This is a genomic window from Cupriavidus sp. 05N39 (assembly GCF_056397325.1).
This window is the reverse complement of record NZ_JBFTNE010000053.1, coordinates 22,513-35,624: the sequence shown is the minus strand read 5'-3', so window position 1 is coordinate 35,624 and position 13,112 is coordinate 22,513. Positions and strand designations below refer to the sequence as shown.

Sequence of the window (13,112 nt, the reverse complement as noted above, 5' to 3'; positions counted from 1 at the left end):
CATGTCTTCCGTTTCCTATGAGGTTCGCGACCGCGTCGCGGAAATCCTGCTCGACAGCCCACCCGTCAACGCGCTGAATGAAGAGATGATTGACGCCTTGCTGCAGGCGCTGTACCGCGCGGCCGAAGACAGCGCGGTACGCGCGGTGATCCTTGGCAGCGCGGTGCCACGGCGATTCTGCGCCGGGCTGCAGCTGGGCGAATTGGTTGGCGCTTCGCCAGCACGCAGCTACGCGCTGGTCGACAAGCTGTACAACGGCTTGTGCGATGCGCAATTCCGCCTTGGCAAGCCGTCCATTGCAGCGGTTGGCGGCACCGCGCGCGGCGGTGGCATGACATTGGCCATTCACTGCGACATGATTGTCGCCGCCGATACGGCTTCCTTCGGCTATCCGGAAATCGATGTCGGGCTGACGCCGGCCATTCACTACACACATCTGCCTCGCATCGTTGGCCGGCACCGCGCCTTTGACCTGCTGTTCACGGGGCGCACCTTTGACGCAGAGGAAGCCATGTCATTGGGGCTGGTCAGCCGCGTGGTTCCCGAGCAGGACGTCATGGAAGAGGCGCGCGCACTGGCGCAGGTCCTGTGCCGGAAGTCGCCGGAGATCATGCGGATGGGGCGGCTGGCATTCATGCGTGCGAACGACTCCGACTACCGTCGCGGCGTGGCTACCGCTGTCGAGTCGTTTGGCAACGTCATCGCGACCGAAGATGCAAGAGAGGGCCTCGCGGCGTTCRTGGAAAAGCGCAAGCCCCGCTGGCAAACCTGATATCCGGCAATCGGCAATCGGCATTCGGCAATCGCCGATAAGCGCCACGCGGACCCTGTTGCCCGAATCGAACCTCCATGAAGGAACAGAAGATGTCGCACCTGTCAGACACCGGATCGGTTCAACGCACTGACGAGGCATTCCGCAAGGAAATCCGCGCCTTCCTGCGGGACGCGGTGCCGCCCGATATCCGCGCTGCGACGCGCGCCCATTGCCTTGTCACCCGGGAGCAGGCGGCCCGATGGCATCGCATTCTGCATGCGCGCGGCTGGGCGGCGCCGGGTTGGCCGGCCGGGCACGGCGGGCCGGGATGGTCGCTGGTGCAACAGGCCATCTTCCGGGAGGAGCTGGCGGCCAGCGATGCGCCATATATCGAAAACCTCGGCATCGATACCATCGGCCCAACCTTGATCCGCCACGGCACACAGGAGCAATGCCGCCGATTCCTGCCCGGGATGCTCTCCTTTGACGATTTCTGGGCACAGGGCTATTCGGAGCCCGACGCCGGCTCGGACCTGGCCGCGCTGCGCACCACGGCACGCCGCGATGGCGACGCATGGATCGTGAATGGCTCCAAGATCTGGCAAAGCCTGGGGCATTGGGCCAACTGGGCCCTGGTGCTGGTACGCACCGATCCGACCGCGTTGCGCAAGCAGGATGGCATCTCCGTGCTGCTGATCGACTTGCGCTCACCCGGCGTGACGGTACGGCCGATCCGCTATATCAACGGCGCGTTGTTCCACGTCCAGATGTTCTTTGACGATGTGAGGGTGCCTGAAGCCAACCTGGTCGGCAAAGCGGACGGCGGATGGGCCATCGCCAAGGGACTGCTGGTGATCGAACGCCTGTTCGTGGCTCGGGTGGCTGAGTGCAAGGCGGAGTTGGCCCGCGCCGCGGAACTGGTCCGGGCGCGGCGCAATGAGGAAGGCCAGCCTGGGAACATGGAGCACGCCATTGAGCATGCCCTGGTCGCGCGCCGCCACGCCGCGTTGGACATTCGCCTGCGCGCGCTCGATGCGGCGTGGTGGCCGGCCGTGCGGCAGGCAGCGGACGGGGGCAGTCCCGACCTCGAAGCGTCCCTGCTGAAACTCGAAGGCATTCAGTTGCTGCAGGATCTTCATCTGTTCCGCATGGATGCGCATGGTGCCGCCTCCATGCCGTTCGATCCTGAAGCGTTGGAAGGCCGGCCGCAAGCCGGGCAGGAGCCCTCGGCCCACGCAGGCAACACGACTCTGCATATGTGGCGCTATCGTGGCAGCTCGCTGGCGGGCGGTTCCTCGGAGATCCAGCGCCAGATCGTTGCAAAGGCAATATTTGCCGGGCAGACCGAGCTCGACCGGCCGCGCAACGATCATCTCGGCGAAGAGCAGGCCATGATGGCCGATACCGTGCGCCGCTGGCTGGATGGCCACTACAGCTTCGAGCGCCGGCAGAAGATCATCGGCATGCAGGGCGGCTTCGACAATGAGGCCTGGGCAGGTCTCATCGGTCTGGGCTTGACCAACCTGGCAATGCCGGAAGCGTTTGGCGGCCTGGGCCGGTCCATGGAAGACCTGTTGCCTCTAATGGAAGCACTGGGGGAAGCGCTCGTGCTGGAACCTCTTCCGTGGAGCGCGGTACTCGGGGTCCAGGCCCTTCTCGCGCTGCCGGCCAGCACCACGCGCGATGCGCGGCTGGCGGCGCTGGCCAGTGGCGATGCGCGTTGCGCGGTGGCCTGCGGCGATGAGCCCGTCGCGGGGCGGGCGCTGCGCCCGACGATCACCGCGCGGCGGGTTGGTGGAGGCTGGCAGCTCGATGGTCTCAATCCACTGGTAATGGGTGGCGCCCAGGCGCACCACTTCATCGTCGCCGCGAAGCTGGAAGACGGCAGTCTTGGGGTATTCGACGTGCCGGCGGAAGCCGGTGGTGTCGTGGTACGCGCTTATCAGCTCCACGACGCGCGCGGCGCGGCTGACGTGCGGCTGGACGGCCTTGCGCTGGCGGCCGGCGCCTTGATCGGCCGGGGGGACGACGCGTTGGCGGCAATGGAGCATGCCATGGCACTGGCCACCATCGCCCTGTGCGCTGAAAGCGTCGGTGCCATGCGGCGCGTGCTGGGCATCACCGTCGAGTACCTGCGCACACGCAAGCAGTTCGGACGCACCCTGGCGGAACAGCAAGTCTTGCAGCATCGCGTGGTCGATCACTATCGCGCCTGGAGCGGTGCACGTCATCTGGTGCGGCGGGCATTGATCGGCTGGCATGCCGCGCTCCCCGGCGAACGCAGGCGCCGGGTCAGCGCGGCCAAGTACCTGTCCGGCATGGCTGGTCGCGCTATCGCGTTTGATGTCTTGCAGCTGCATGGCGCTGTCGGACTGCAACACGAGACGCCGGTCAGCCATTACAGCAAACGGCTCATCGGCAATGAGCTGCTGCTCGGCAATGCCGCCATGCACCTTGGCCGCTTCGCCGAGGCCGCGGATGCGGCACCCGTGCCCTGACATGGATCGGTCGGAGAATCCGAAGCAGTACATCCAGGAGACAAACAGTATGAGAGCACTCTGTCCATCGGGACGTCCGGTAGTGTCCTTCGCCTGCGGCCTTGTGGCGCTGGCGTTTTCCGCTGTCGCGGGTGCGCAGTCCGAGACCGCCTGGCCGACACGACCGGTCACGATCGTCGTACCGGGTGCGCCTGGCGGTACGATCGACATTCCCATCCGCCTGCTGGCATCAAAGCTCGGTGCACGCCTGGGCCAGCCCATCGTCGTCGACAACCGACCCGGCAGTGGCGGCATCATCGGTACGCAAGCCGCCTTGCGTGCGCCGGCCGACGGCTATATCCTCCTGGCCGGCAACGTTGGCCCGCAAGCCATCAACTACAGCGCCTACAAGCGCCTCACGTACCAACCATCGGATTTGACGCCGATTACCGATGTCATTGCCTTTCCCAATGTCCTGGTGGTCAATGCCCAGTCGCCGGTCAAGAGCGTGGCTGATCTTGTCGCCCAGATGAAGCAACACCCCGGCAAGCTGTCCTTCGGCTCCGCGGGCATCGGCCAGACCAGCCACCTGGTGGGCGAACTCTTCAAGATACGCACCGGCACGGATGCCATTCACGTGCCATACAAAGGCTCCACGCCTGCCACGACCGCCTTGCTTGCGGGGGAAACGACGTTCCAGTTCGACAATCTGACGCAGGCGCTGCCATATATCCGCTCCGGCAAGCTGCGCGCACTAGCGGTGGCCGCGGCGCAGCGCGTGCCGAGCCTGCCCGATGTGCCGACCATGGAGCAGGCCGGATTTGCCAATTTCGTCTCGACGGCATGGATTGGCATCTTCGTCGCTGCAAAAACGCCTCCCGCCGTCGTCAGCCAGCTGGAACACCACCTCGCGGCAGCCATGCGCGATCCCGACCTCCTGTCACAGCTGCGGCAAATGGGTGGGATTCCGGGCGGGCAGTCACCGGCAACGTTTTCCGCCTTTGTGGCTGGCGAGCGGGAAAGGTGGGGAGAAGTCATTCGCGCATCGAACATGACGCTTGATTGACGAATATGTCTACCGCCGACTCCCCGACCCCGCCGTAGCCGGGCAGGGCGCGCGGAAGCCGTGGCTACGCCGAACGCGGGCCAGGGAAGTCGGGTTTGTGCTTCTCCATGAAGGCGCGCGCCCCTTCGCGGGATTCCCCGGCGCCGTCATGCAGGCTGTGCGCCTCGGATAGAATTTGATGCGCCGCCATGGCGCCGGTGCTGACCGGCCGGGTGCCGCCGGGTAGCTGACAGCCATATCAACTTTCGAAATCCAGCATGAACATTGCGCTTGAAAGCCCGACGCAAGCAGAGGTGATCCGGCTTATCGACGAACTCGACGCGTACCAGAAGCCCCTATATCCGCCGGAGAGCCATCACGGCATCGATATCGAGGCGCTGTCGCAACCCAACGTGCTGTTTGCCGTGGTGCGGGACGGGCAGGGCGTTGCCGTCGGTTGCGGCGCGATCGTCTTGCAGCCGGAGTTCGGGGAAATCAAGCGCATGTACGTGCGCCCGGAACATCGCGGCGGCGGCATTGCGCTGGCCCTGCTGACCCGGCTCGAAGGCGAAGCTATCGCCAGGGACTGCCCGCGCTTCGTGCTGGAGACCGGCGTGAGCCAGCCCGAGGCACTCGCCCTGTACGGCCGGGCGGGTTACGTCCGGTGCGGGCCGTTCGGAACCTACGCCGACGACCCCCTCAGCGTGTTCATGCAAAAGGACGCGGCCCGGCCGGCCGGCCAGACCGCGGCCACACGGAGCAAATAGCCCTGGCGGTGACGCGCGGGCCGGGTATCATCTGCCTCGCTCGTCACTTTGTCCAGTCAGGATGTTCCGTACTCCCCCCATCATTTGTTCCCGACAAGGCCGCCGCGTTGCCCGGCTTTCCCGCGTGCTCGGCGCCGTGGCACTGGCGTTCGCCTGCACCGCCGGCATGCCGCCTGCCGCGCTGGCCTACGATATCGGCGAAGTCATCGACGCCATGCGCCTGGGCCGGTATCCCCTGAACGCGCCGGAGCGGCGCGTGTGGGGCACCGAGAACGCGCGCGATGCGCTGCTGGTCGGGCAGGTCGAGAACCGCTTGTTTTTCTATCGCTACCTGCGCGAAGGCGGGACATACGCGCTGGCGTTCCGCTCGCCGGCGCTGGTGATCGATCCGGACGCATGGCGTGCGTCGCGCGAGGAGAGGGTGACGGTGGCCCAGCCCAGGGGCGAACAGGTTTTCTACTGGGTGGCCTATGCCTACAGCGAATCCGATGGCAAGCAGGTGAACGGCTACCTTGTCGACGCCACGGGCGAGGCCGCCACGGTGCGCGCCGATGCCGGCACGGCCACGGTGACGAGCACGCGGCCCTGGGACGCGGCACGACAGGCCCAGGCCATGGCGACCTTGCGCGGCGCCCTGGTGAGCTATCCGAGCCGGCTTGCGGCCGTGCCGCCCGATGTGCGCTTCGTGCAGCAGGCGCCCGCCGATACGCTGGCGGCCTTCCGCGCGCTGCACCAGGCGGCGCGTGCCATACCCCGCGCGAAGACGGCGGAATTCGGCCGCGCGCTGGCGCAGCTGCGTACCTTCGTCATGGAGCACGACTACCGCGAGATCGATCCCGGGGGCGAAAGCGCCGGCACGCTGCTCGCCTTGAACGACTATGCATTCTGGCTGGCCGAGACAGGCGACGCGGCCCAGGCCGACCTGATCCTGGGCGAGGTGCTGCGCCGGGACCCGTCACGTACCGCCGCCTACCTGAACCGCGCGGATGCCCGCTGGCAGCAAAGCGGACGCGAACGCGAGCCGCAAAGGCGCGACTATTACCTGGCGCTGGCGCGCGAGGACTACCGCCAGTACTGCACCCTGCGGATGGCGTCGAATACGGCCATCCCGTCTAACGTGGCAGCCCGCATCGGCGCCGCGCTGGGCGAGCCGGCGTTGACGCCGGCCACGTGCCGGCCGCGGCTGGAGATTTTCGCGGCGATCAAGGCGGGCGACCTGGAAGCGGTGCGCGCGCAGCTTGCGCGTGGCCAGGATCCGGACGGGGTCAACGAATATGGCGTGTCGGCGCTGGGCTCGGCGGTGTACCACAAGCAGGCGGAGATCGTCCGCACCTTGCTGGCAGCCGGCGCCAAGGCGGACGGGCCGGGCACGGGCCGGGCCATGCTGGCCGGCGCCATGCCGGTCGGGCGCGATACGCGTCCCCCGGCGCAGCGCTACGCCATCGCCGACATGCTGCTGGCGGCGGGCGCCTCGGTGGAGGCGCCCGACCACAACGGCACGCCCTTGCTGATCACGCGTACGTCCTACTACGGCGACGATCGCGACACGCTGGAGTACCTGCTGTCCCACGGCGCCAACCCGAACGCGCGCGACAAGCAGGGTCGCAGCGTGCTGCACGCAGCCATCTCCAACTACCGTACCCGCTGGTTCGCCGAACAGTTGCTGGCCAGGGGCGCCGACATCAACGCGGCGTACATCCGCATGTATTACGGCGCTAGCCCCCAGTGGGAAACGCCCTTGCTGGAGGCGCTGCGCGCGTCGTACGCCGAGTTGAAGCCGGGCGCGGCCCTTGCCGTGCCGGAACGCGTGGCCTTTGCGCTCGATCATGGCGCGGATGCTTCGGTGGGCGGCTACGGCGTCAAGACCGGGGTGGCGCGCAACGGCATGGACGAAGCGCTGAGCCTGTCCGCGCGCTACCTGCAGCCGGCGCTGGTCGACCGGCTGGCGCAGGCTTCGCGCAAGCCGGCGGCGCCGCTCACCAGCGAGCCCATGTCGGCGCTGTTGCGTACGTGGAGCGAACTGGAGTTGCGCGCGGCCGCCAGCAAGGAGAGTCCTGCCTGGGACGGACTGCGGGCCAGCGCGCGTGCCGTGGGCGAGCGGATGGTTGCCGCCGGCGTCAGCCTGAAGTACCTGGACAGCGCGCAAGGCATGAAGAACAACGGCATCGCGCCGCTGAGCTTGCCGTGGCTGCCGGACGACCTGTACCTGGCATGGCTGAAGGCAGGTGCCGACCAGACCGACCGCACCGATGCGGGCGTGCGTATCGCAGGGGTGGACCAGCCCGATGCCTTGCCGCTGGTGACCATGATGATGATGGGCCAGCAAGCCAAGGTGAAGATGCTGCTTGCACACGACGGCGCGCTGTATCGCGACCCGCGGCGCTGCGGCATGGCGGTGGCGGACTTGTTGTCGTGGCGGTTGGGCCGTGGCGCCGAGGCCAGTCCGGAGCTGGCGGGCGCGGTTAGCCAGGTGATGGATGGCGCTGCCAGGGCCGGCAACTGCGATATGAGCATGACGGCGCGCGCCAGGCCTTTTGCCGGCGAGCGGGCCGACGAGCTGGCGCGGCGCGTGGCCGGGAGCGTTGCCGTCCGGTAGACGCGGCGCGGTCGCGGAACTAGCCGGGCTTTGCCGTACGCCGTCTGCCTGGCCGGTGTGCTGCCATGCCATTCATCAGCACATCGATGACCTGTTCCGCATGCTGGTCCGCCTGCGCGGGCGTCATGGGCCCCACGCCATAAAGCCGCTTCAGCAGATGGGTAGCCGATTGCACCGCCGTCAGCATGGCGGTCATCATGACGCTGGCATGCTCAGCCGGGTAGGGCTTCAGCAATTCCGCCGCATGGCACTCCGCAATCAGCGCATCGAGCTTCTCATGAAACGGCTTCATGTAGTTGTCCACCAGCCAGTCCAGTCGTGGACCGTCCTGCGCGACTTCCATGAGGACAAGGGAGTGCGCTGCCGGATGCAGGATATTGCTCACCGCGAAGGCCCTTAGCGCGGCTTGCAAGCGGGCGAGCGGATCCGAGCGATCGAGCGCATCCGCCGCTTGCCTGGATGCGGCAAGGGATCCCGCGTACGCATTCTCCACTACCGCGCGCCAGAGCCCTTCCTTGCTGCCAAAGTGGTAGTTCAGCAGCGGTTGCTTCACGCCCGCGCGGTTGGCGATGGACAGGACCGAGGCGCCGTCGAATCCTTTTTGCGTGAACTCGCTCTCGGCGGCTTCGATCAGACGCTGTCGCCCCGATACCTCGACCGCGGGGGAGGCGGGTGTCGTGGCGGCGGATGCTTCGGTGGCGCGCTTTCGGGCGGGAGTCTTGGTGTGCCGGCTATCGACAGGGGGCATGGTGGCTCAGGACGCGTTTCGCTCACGGTAACGATCCCGGCATTCTCCCACATGCCTGGGGCTTGCCCCCTGGCATCTGCCTGGGTGGCAGCTTCGCCGGGCTCTCCCTTCGCGTCCTCATCGAAGTCTCACTGATATAAGTATAAGTACCAGTGTGATCTTGACTTATACTTGTATAAATTCACGTCCCAAGGCGGCCGTGAGGCGGCCAGCAACATTGGGAGGCAGGGATGCGCGAGTTGGATGTTCCGGTATTGATCGTAGGTGCTGGCCCGGTCGGCATGCTGATGGCGGCGCTGCTGGCGGACCAGGGCATCGAGTCGCTGCTGGTCGAGCAGCGCGATGACCTGCATCTCGCGCCGCAGGCGCATGTCATCAACACCCGGACGCAGGAGATCCTGGCCGGTATCGGCGTCACCGACGAGGCACTGGCGGGTATCACGACCCATGCCGCCGAAGCGCGCTTCGTGACATGGCGGCAAAACCTTGCCGAAGGGGACCTGGCCCGCATCGATATCGGCAGCGCCGGCTACCTCGCCAGCATGGAGGCCGCCAGCAGCAAGCGCACGGCGAATATTCCCCAGCATCATCTTGAGCGCCTGCTGTTTGCCCAGGTGTCGCGCCGCGTTCGCTGCCAGACGCGCTTCGGCCATGCCTGGCAGGGCGCGGAGCACAGCGGGCACGGCGCCGTTTCGTCGGTGAAGGATGTCGCGACCGGCGAGACGTACCGGGTGCGCAGCGACTGGCTGATCGCGGCCGACGGTGCCGGCAGCCCGGTACGCCGCAGCCTGGGGTTGCCCATGGTCGGGGAGACCAACCTGGCGCATCTCATCACCATCAATTTCGAGGCGGATATCCGGCATCTGGTCAAGGACAGTCCGTCGATCCTCTTCTGGGTCCTGTCGGCCGCGGCGCCCGGCACCTTCATCGTGCACGATGCGGCGCGCTACTCGGTTTTCATGACACCGTACTTTCCGCAGTACGAATCGCCGGCCGACTTTCCGCCGGACCGCTGCGAGCGCATTCTCCGGGCAGCGCTCGGCGACCGCCATTTGCCGTTGCGCATCACGTCGCTGTCGAACTGGACGATGCAGGCTCACATTGCCGCGCCATACAGCCAGGGGCGCACCTTCCTTGTGGGCGATGCCGCGCACCGCTTCCCGCCCACCGGCGGGCTCGGGCTGAACACGGGCGCCGCCGACGCGCACAACCTGGCGTGGAAGCTGGCCTGCGTGATGAAGGGGTGGGCGGGCCCGGGGCTGCTCGATACCTATGGCGACGAGCGCAAGCCTGTCGCCGAGACGAACAGCCGCGTCAGCGTGGCAAACCACCGCAAGATGCGGCAGGTCACCGCGGCATTGGGCCTTGATGAGGACAAGCTGCCGACGCTGGCGCGGCTGCGCGCCAGCGCGCCGGCCCGCGCGCTGCCCGCCGCGCTGCGCTCCGCCGTGAAGCGCCTGCTGGTCGCACCGATCGACTCGCGGACCCGGAAAGTGCAACGGGCGGCTACGCCCGGGTTCGCGGGCATCCGGCGAAACGTGCAATTGGCCGCCGAGGCGCAGATGGAGCATTTCAACACGCTCGGCCTGGACCTGGGCTACGTGTACCGGAGCGCGGCGGTCTGCGGTGGCGGCGCGGCGGCCCCGATGGCGTCAAATCCCGTACTCGAAGTGGCGCAGTCGCTCACGCCGGGCGCGCGGCTGCCGCATTTCCGGCTGCAAGGCGTGCCGGGGTCGCCCGCCACTTCGCACGATCTGGTTGGCCATGGGCACTTCCTGCTCGCCGGCTTTGGGCGCCATGGCAAGGCGTGCGCCGGACTTGCCGAGTCAGCGAGCCAGCAGCTTGGCGGCGTAGCCGTGCACGGCGTGGACCTCGACGCCGTCACGCATCACGCCGACAGGCCGCAACTATCCGCATGGAACCTTGGGCTGCCCGACGCCGCCATCCTGGTGCGCCCCGATGGGCACATCGCCTGGCGGCATGCGGCGGCGACGGACGCGCGGTTGGAGGACGTGCTCGGCGCCCTTTGCCGGGTGCTTCAAGTCCCCGTCCCGTCACGCGAACCGCTGCCATCCGGCGCACGGCCTGTCGCGCCTGTCTCGTAAGCGCGTCCGGTCCGGGCCAAGGCTCCCGGCTGTCGCCGCGCCCCGCCGCGCAGGCACTCATCAACACTCTCGCGAAGGTTTACCTGTGACACACGATCCCGAAGCCGCGCCGCTCGGCCAGGGTGGGCATCCCACCCCCGTTGCAATCGTCGGCGCCGGCACGGCAGGCTCCGTGCTGGCCCTGCTCCTCGCCAGCCGCGGCATCCGCAGCGTGCTGATCGAGCGCCAGCCGAATGCGGATACGCATCCGCGCGGACACGTCTGGTCTGCCCGCGCGATGGAGGTGATCCGCTCCATCGATGCCGAACTTGCCGAGGCGCTGCGCGAGATCAGTTCGGCGCCGCTCAAGCTTCGCTACATCACGTGGTGCACGTCGCTGGCGGGGGTGGATCTCGGGCGCTGCGTGCCGATCGGCAACGACCCGGTGCATACCGCGCGCCTGCTGGGCAGCGGGCCTTGCCGCCCGCTGCACCTGTCCCAGAACGTGACCGATCCGATCTTGCGGCAGCGCGTTGCGGGCAGCGAGCGGATCGAGTTCCTGGCGGGATACGAGCTGGAGGCGCTGTCGCAAGACGATGACGGATGCGTGTTGACGCTGCGCGAACTGCGCAGCGGCCGGCGCGTGCGGCGCACCGCGCGCTTCGTCGCGGGTGCGGACGGCGCGCAGAGCACCGTGCGGCGCCTGCTCGGGGTGCGGTCGGCCGAGACGCCGTTGCAGGCGGTCGCGCAGATCCATTTCCGTGCGCGGCTGGACAGGCTGAACACGTCGCGGCCAAGCCCGCTGTACTGGATCCTCAACCCCCGGGTGGTGGGCACGCTTACGGCCCACACCGCCGACGACGAGGACTGGGTCCTGTCGACGGCGGTGCTGCCGGAGATCGAGCCGGCTGGCGAGATGCCGGCCGCGCGGGCGCGGGCGCTGGTGCGGGCGGCGATCGGCGATGACAGCATCGACGTCAAGGTCCAGTCGGTCCGGCCATGGGCCATGGCGCTGCGGCGCGCCGAGACCTGCCGGGTGGGCCGGGTAATGCTGTTAGGCGACGCTGCCGCCGGATTCTCCGCCATCGGGGGCTTTGGCATGAACCATGGCATCGAGGATGCGGCGAGCCTGGCGTGGCGGCTGCAGATCCTGCTGGGCGGCTTCGTCCGCGGCGACCTCGCGCAAGGGCTGTTGTCCAGTTATGCCGCCGAGCGGACCGCGAGCGCGGATGCCCATGCGCGCCGCACGCTGCAACTGAGCGAACTGTCCGACGCGGTGTTGCGTGCGGCTGGCGTGGAGCCTGCGGGCTTCAAGACGTTGTCCGCGCTTTCCCGGTCCGCGTGGGTGCGCATGCTGCCCAGGCGCGCGGCACGAGGGCTGTTCCGTACCGTGACGGGCGCCGGCCTGAAGCCGCTGGGCCATCTGGCGGCCGCGGAGCCCGGCGGCGCCGAGGCCCGGGAAAAAGTGCGAAGGGCGATCGACAAGCAGCGCGAAGTGTTCGTGACGCTGGGCACCGATCTCGGCTACGCGCATTCGGTCGGATTCGTCTGCCGCGAGCCGCATCCGCACCCTCAGTCTCCCCATGCCGGCGCCGAATACTGGCCGAGCACAAGTCCCGGCTCGCTGGTTCCCCATCTCTGGAGCGAACGCGATGGCGAGTCACTCTCGACGCGGGACCTGGCGCGGCGCGCACCGATGACGCTGCTGGTCAACGAAAAGGAGCGCGTGCGCTGGCAGGCGGCCCTGTCGCAACTGCATTCCGACTGGGGCATCGAGGTGGCGTGTCCGCTTGTCGGCAGCGGCGACGCCGCGCAGTTTCGCATCAACCCGTCGGCATTCGCCGCGGCGCTGGAGATCGACGAGTCCGGCGCCGTGCTGCTGCGCGGCGACGGCATCGTGGCCTGGCGCAGCCGGCGTCAGTGCGCCGATCCCCGGGCGGCGTTGCGGGACGTTGTCACCCGCCTGGTTTCCCAGTCCGTCACCACCATCACCACCATCACCACCAGCGCCGCAAGCGCGGCACACCTCACGAAGGAGAGGCAATGAGCGACATCATGGACCAGTTTCCTATCCCCTGCCCGGACCCGGACGCGCGTCCCCCGGCGAAGCTCGCCCATATCGTGCTCACCACGCGGCGCTTTGACGAGGCGATCCATTGGTGGAGCATCGTGCTGGGCGCGCGCGTGATGTTCCGCAATGCCTTGCTTTGCTTCCTGTCCTACGACGAAGAGCACCATCGCCTGGCGCTGATCAACGCCGCGAATTTCGAGCCCAAGCGGCGCGAGAGTACGGGCCTGGACCATGTGGCATTCACCTTCGGCTCGCTCGGCGACCTGCTTCACACCTATGAACGCCTGAAGGCGCACGCCCTCAAGCCGGAATGGTGCATCAACCATGGGCCGACCACGTCGCTGTACTACCGCGACCCCGACGGCATACAGGCTGAACTCCAGGTTGACAACTTCGCGGCGCCGGAAGACCTGCAGGCCTGGTTCCGCTCGGGCGCCTTCGCCGAAAACTCGATCGGCGTCGAGTTCGATCCGGAGCATTTGCTCGAACGCTACAAGGCGGGCGAACCCGACAGCCTGCTGATGCGGCCCGGCGAGGTGACCAGCCGCCAGTTCCTGACGTTGCGCTGAG

Annotated in this window: 9 protein-coding genes; 8 read left to right on the top strand and 1 reads right to left on the bottom strand. The window is 67.6% G+C overall.

Features of this window, described 5'->3' with window-relative positions; all coding sequences use genetic code 11:
* Window position 1: 1 nt before the first annotated feature.
* The 5 genes from AC1DN0_RS23920 (at window position 2) to AC1DN0_RS23900 (ending at window position 7,639) form a co-directional block, all read left to right on the top strand.
* A complete protein-coding gene (locus tag AC1DN0_RS23920; RefSeq protein WP_477146056.1) occupies window positions 2-772 on the top strand; it encodes an enoyl-CoA hydratase/isomerase family protein in 771 nt (256 codons plus the stop codon).
* 92 nt (window positions 773-864) lie between these two features.
* Window positions 865-3,252, top strand: a complete 2,388-nt coding sequence (locus AC1DN0_RS23915; RefSeq protein WP_441628338.1) for an acyl-CoA dehydrogenase family protein — start codon at window positions 865-867, stop codon at window positions 3,250-3,252.
* Between the two features lie 49 nt (window positions 3,253-3,301).
* Window positions 3,302-4,297: a Bug family tripartite tricarboxylate transporter substrate binding protein gene (locus tag AC1DN0_RS23910; RefSeq protein WP_441628340.1), complete on the top strand. Its 996-nt coding sequence runs from the start codon at window positions 3,302-3,304 to the stop codon at window positions 4,295-4,297.
* A gap of 257 nt (window positions 4,298-4,554) precedes the next feature.
* On the top strand, window positions 4,555-5,043 hold the full coding sequence (locus AC1DN0_RS23905) for a GNAT family N-acetyltransferase (RefSeq protein ID WP_441628342.1): 489 nt from the start codon (window positions 4,555-4,557) through the stop codon (window positions 5,041-5,043).
* Window positions 5,044-5,104: 61 nt separating this feature from the next.
* Window positions 5,105-7,639: an ankyrin repeat domain-containing protein gene (locus tag AC1DN0_RS23900; protein WP_441628344.1), complete on the top strand. Its 2,535-nt coding sequence runs from the start codon at window positions 5,105-5,107 to the stop codon at window positions 7,637-7,639.
* Between the two features lie 19 nt (window positions 7,640-7,658).
* On the opposite strand, the gene AC1DN0_RS23895 is transcribed toward AC1DN0_RS23900, so the two are convergent.
* Window positions 7,659-8,387, bottom strand: coding sequence for a TetR/AcrR family transcriptional regulator (locus AC1DN0_RS23895; protein WP_441628346.1), 729 nt, complete (start codon window positions 8,385-8,387; stop codon window positions 7,659-7,661).
* Between the two features lie 230 nt (window positions 8,388-8,617).
* On the opposite strand from AC1DN0_RS23895, the gene AC1DN0_RS23890 reads away from it, so the two are divergent.
* The 3 genes from AC1DN0_RS23890 to AC1DN0_RS23880 all read left to right on the top strand — a co-directional run bounded on the left by AC1DN0_RS23890 (window position 8,618) and on the right by AC1DN0_RS23880 (window position 13,111).
* The gene (locus tag AC1DN0_RS23890; protein WP_441628348.1) at window positions 8,618-10,492 is read left to right on the top strand and encodes an FAD-dependent monooxygenase; all 1,875 of its coding nucleotides are present in this window, start codon (window positions 8,618-8,620) and stop codon (window positions 10,490-10,492) included.
* A gap of 85 nt (window positions 10,493-10,577) precedes the next feature.
* Entirely contained in the window at window positions 10,578-12,518 is a 1,941-nt protein-coding gene (locus AC1DN0_RS23885; RefSeq protein ID WP_441628350.1) for an FAD-dependent monooxygenase, read from the top strand.
* Entirely contained in the window at window positions 12,515-13,111 is a 597-nt protein-coding gene (locus tag AC1DN0_RS23880; RefSeq protein WP_045240902.1) for a VOC family protein, read from the top strand. The genes AC1DN0_RS23885 and AC1DN0_RS23880 overlap by 4 nt, the downstream gene beginning before the upstream one ends.
* Window position 13,112: the final 1 nt, after the last annotated feature.

Excerpts from the sequence above, each read along its gene's own strand:
- AC1DN0_RS23900 (WP_441628344.1), top strand. The coding sequence starts at position 5,105 with ATGTTCCGTACTCCCCCCATCATTTGTTCCCGACAAGGCCGCCGCGTT.
- AC1DN0_RS23905 (WP_441628342.1), top strand. The coding sequence starts at position 4,555 with ATGAACATTGCGCTTGAAAGCCCGACGCAAGCAGAGGTGATCCGGCTT.
- AC1DN0_RS23890 (WP_441628348.1), top strand. The coding sequence starts at position 8,618 with ATGCGCGAGTTGGATGTTCCGGTATTGATCGTAGGTGCTGGCCCGGTC.
- AC1DN0_RS23880 (WP_045240902.1), top strand. The coding sequence starts at position 12,515 with ATGAGCGACATCATGGACCAGTTTCCTATCCCCTGCCCGGACCCGGAC.
- AC1DN0_RS23915 (WP_441628338.1), top strand. The coding sequence starts at position 865 with ATGTCGCACCTGTCAGACACCGGATCGGTTCAACGCACTGACGAGGCA.
- AC1DN0_RS23895 (WP_441628346.1), bottom strand. The coding sequence starts at position 8,387 with ATGCCCCCTGTCGATAGCCGGCACACCAAGACTCCCGCCCGAAAGCGC.
- AC1DN0_RS23910 (WP_441628340.1), top strand. The coding sequence starts at position 3,302 with ATGAGAGCACTCTGTCCATCGGGACGTCCGGTAGTGTCCTTCGCCTGC.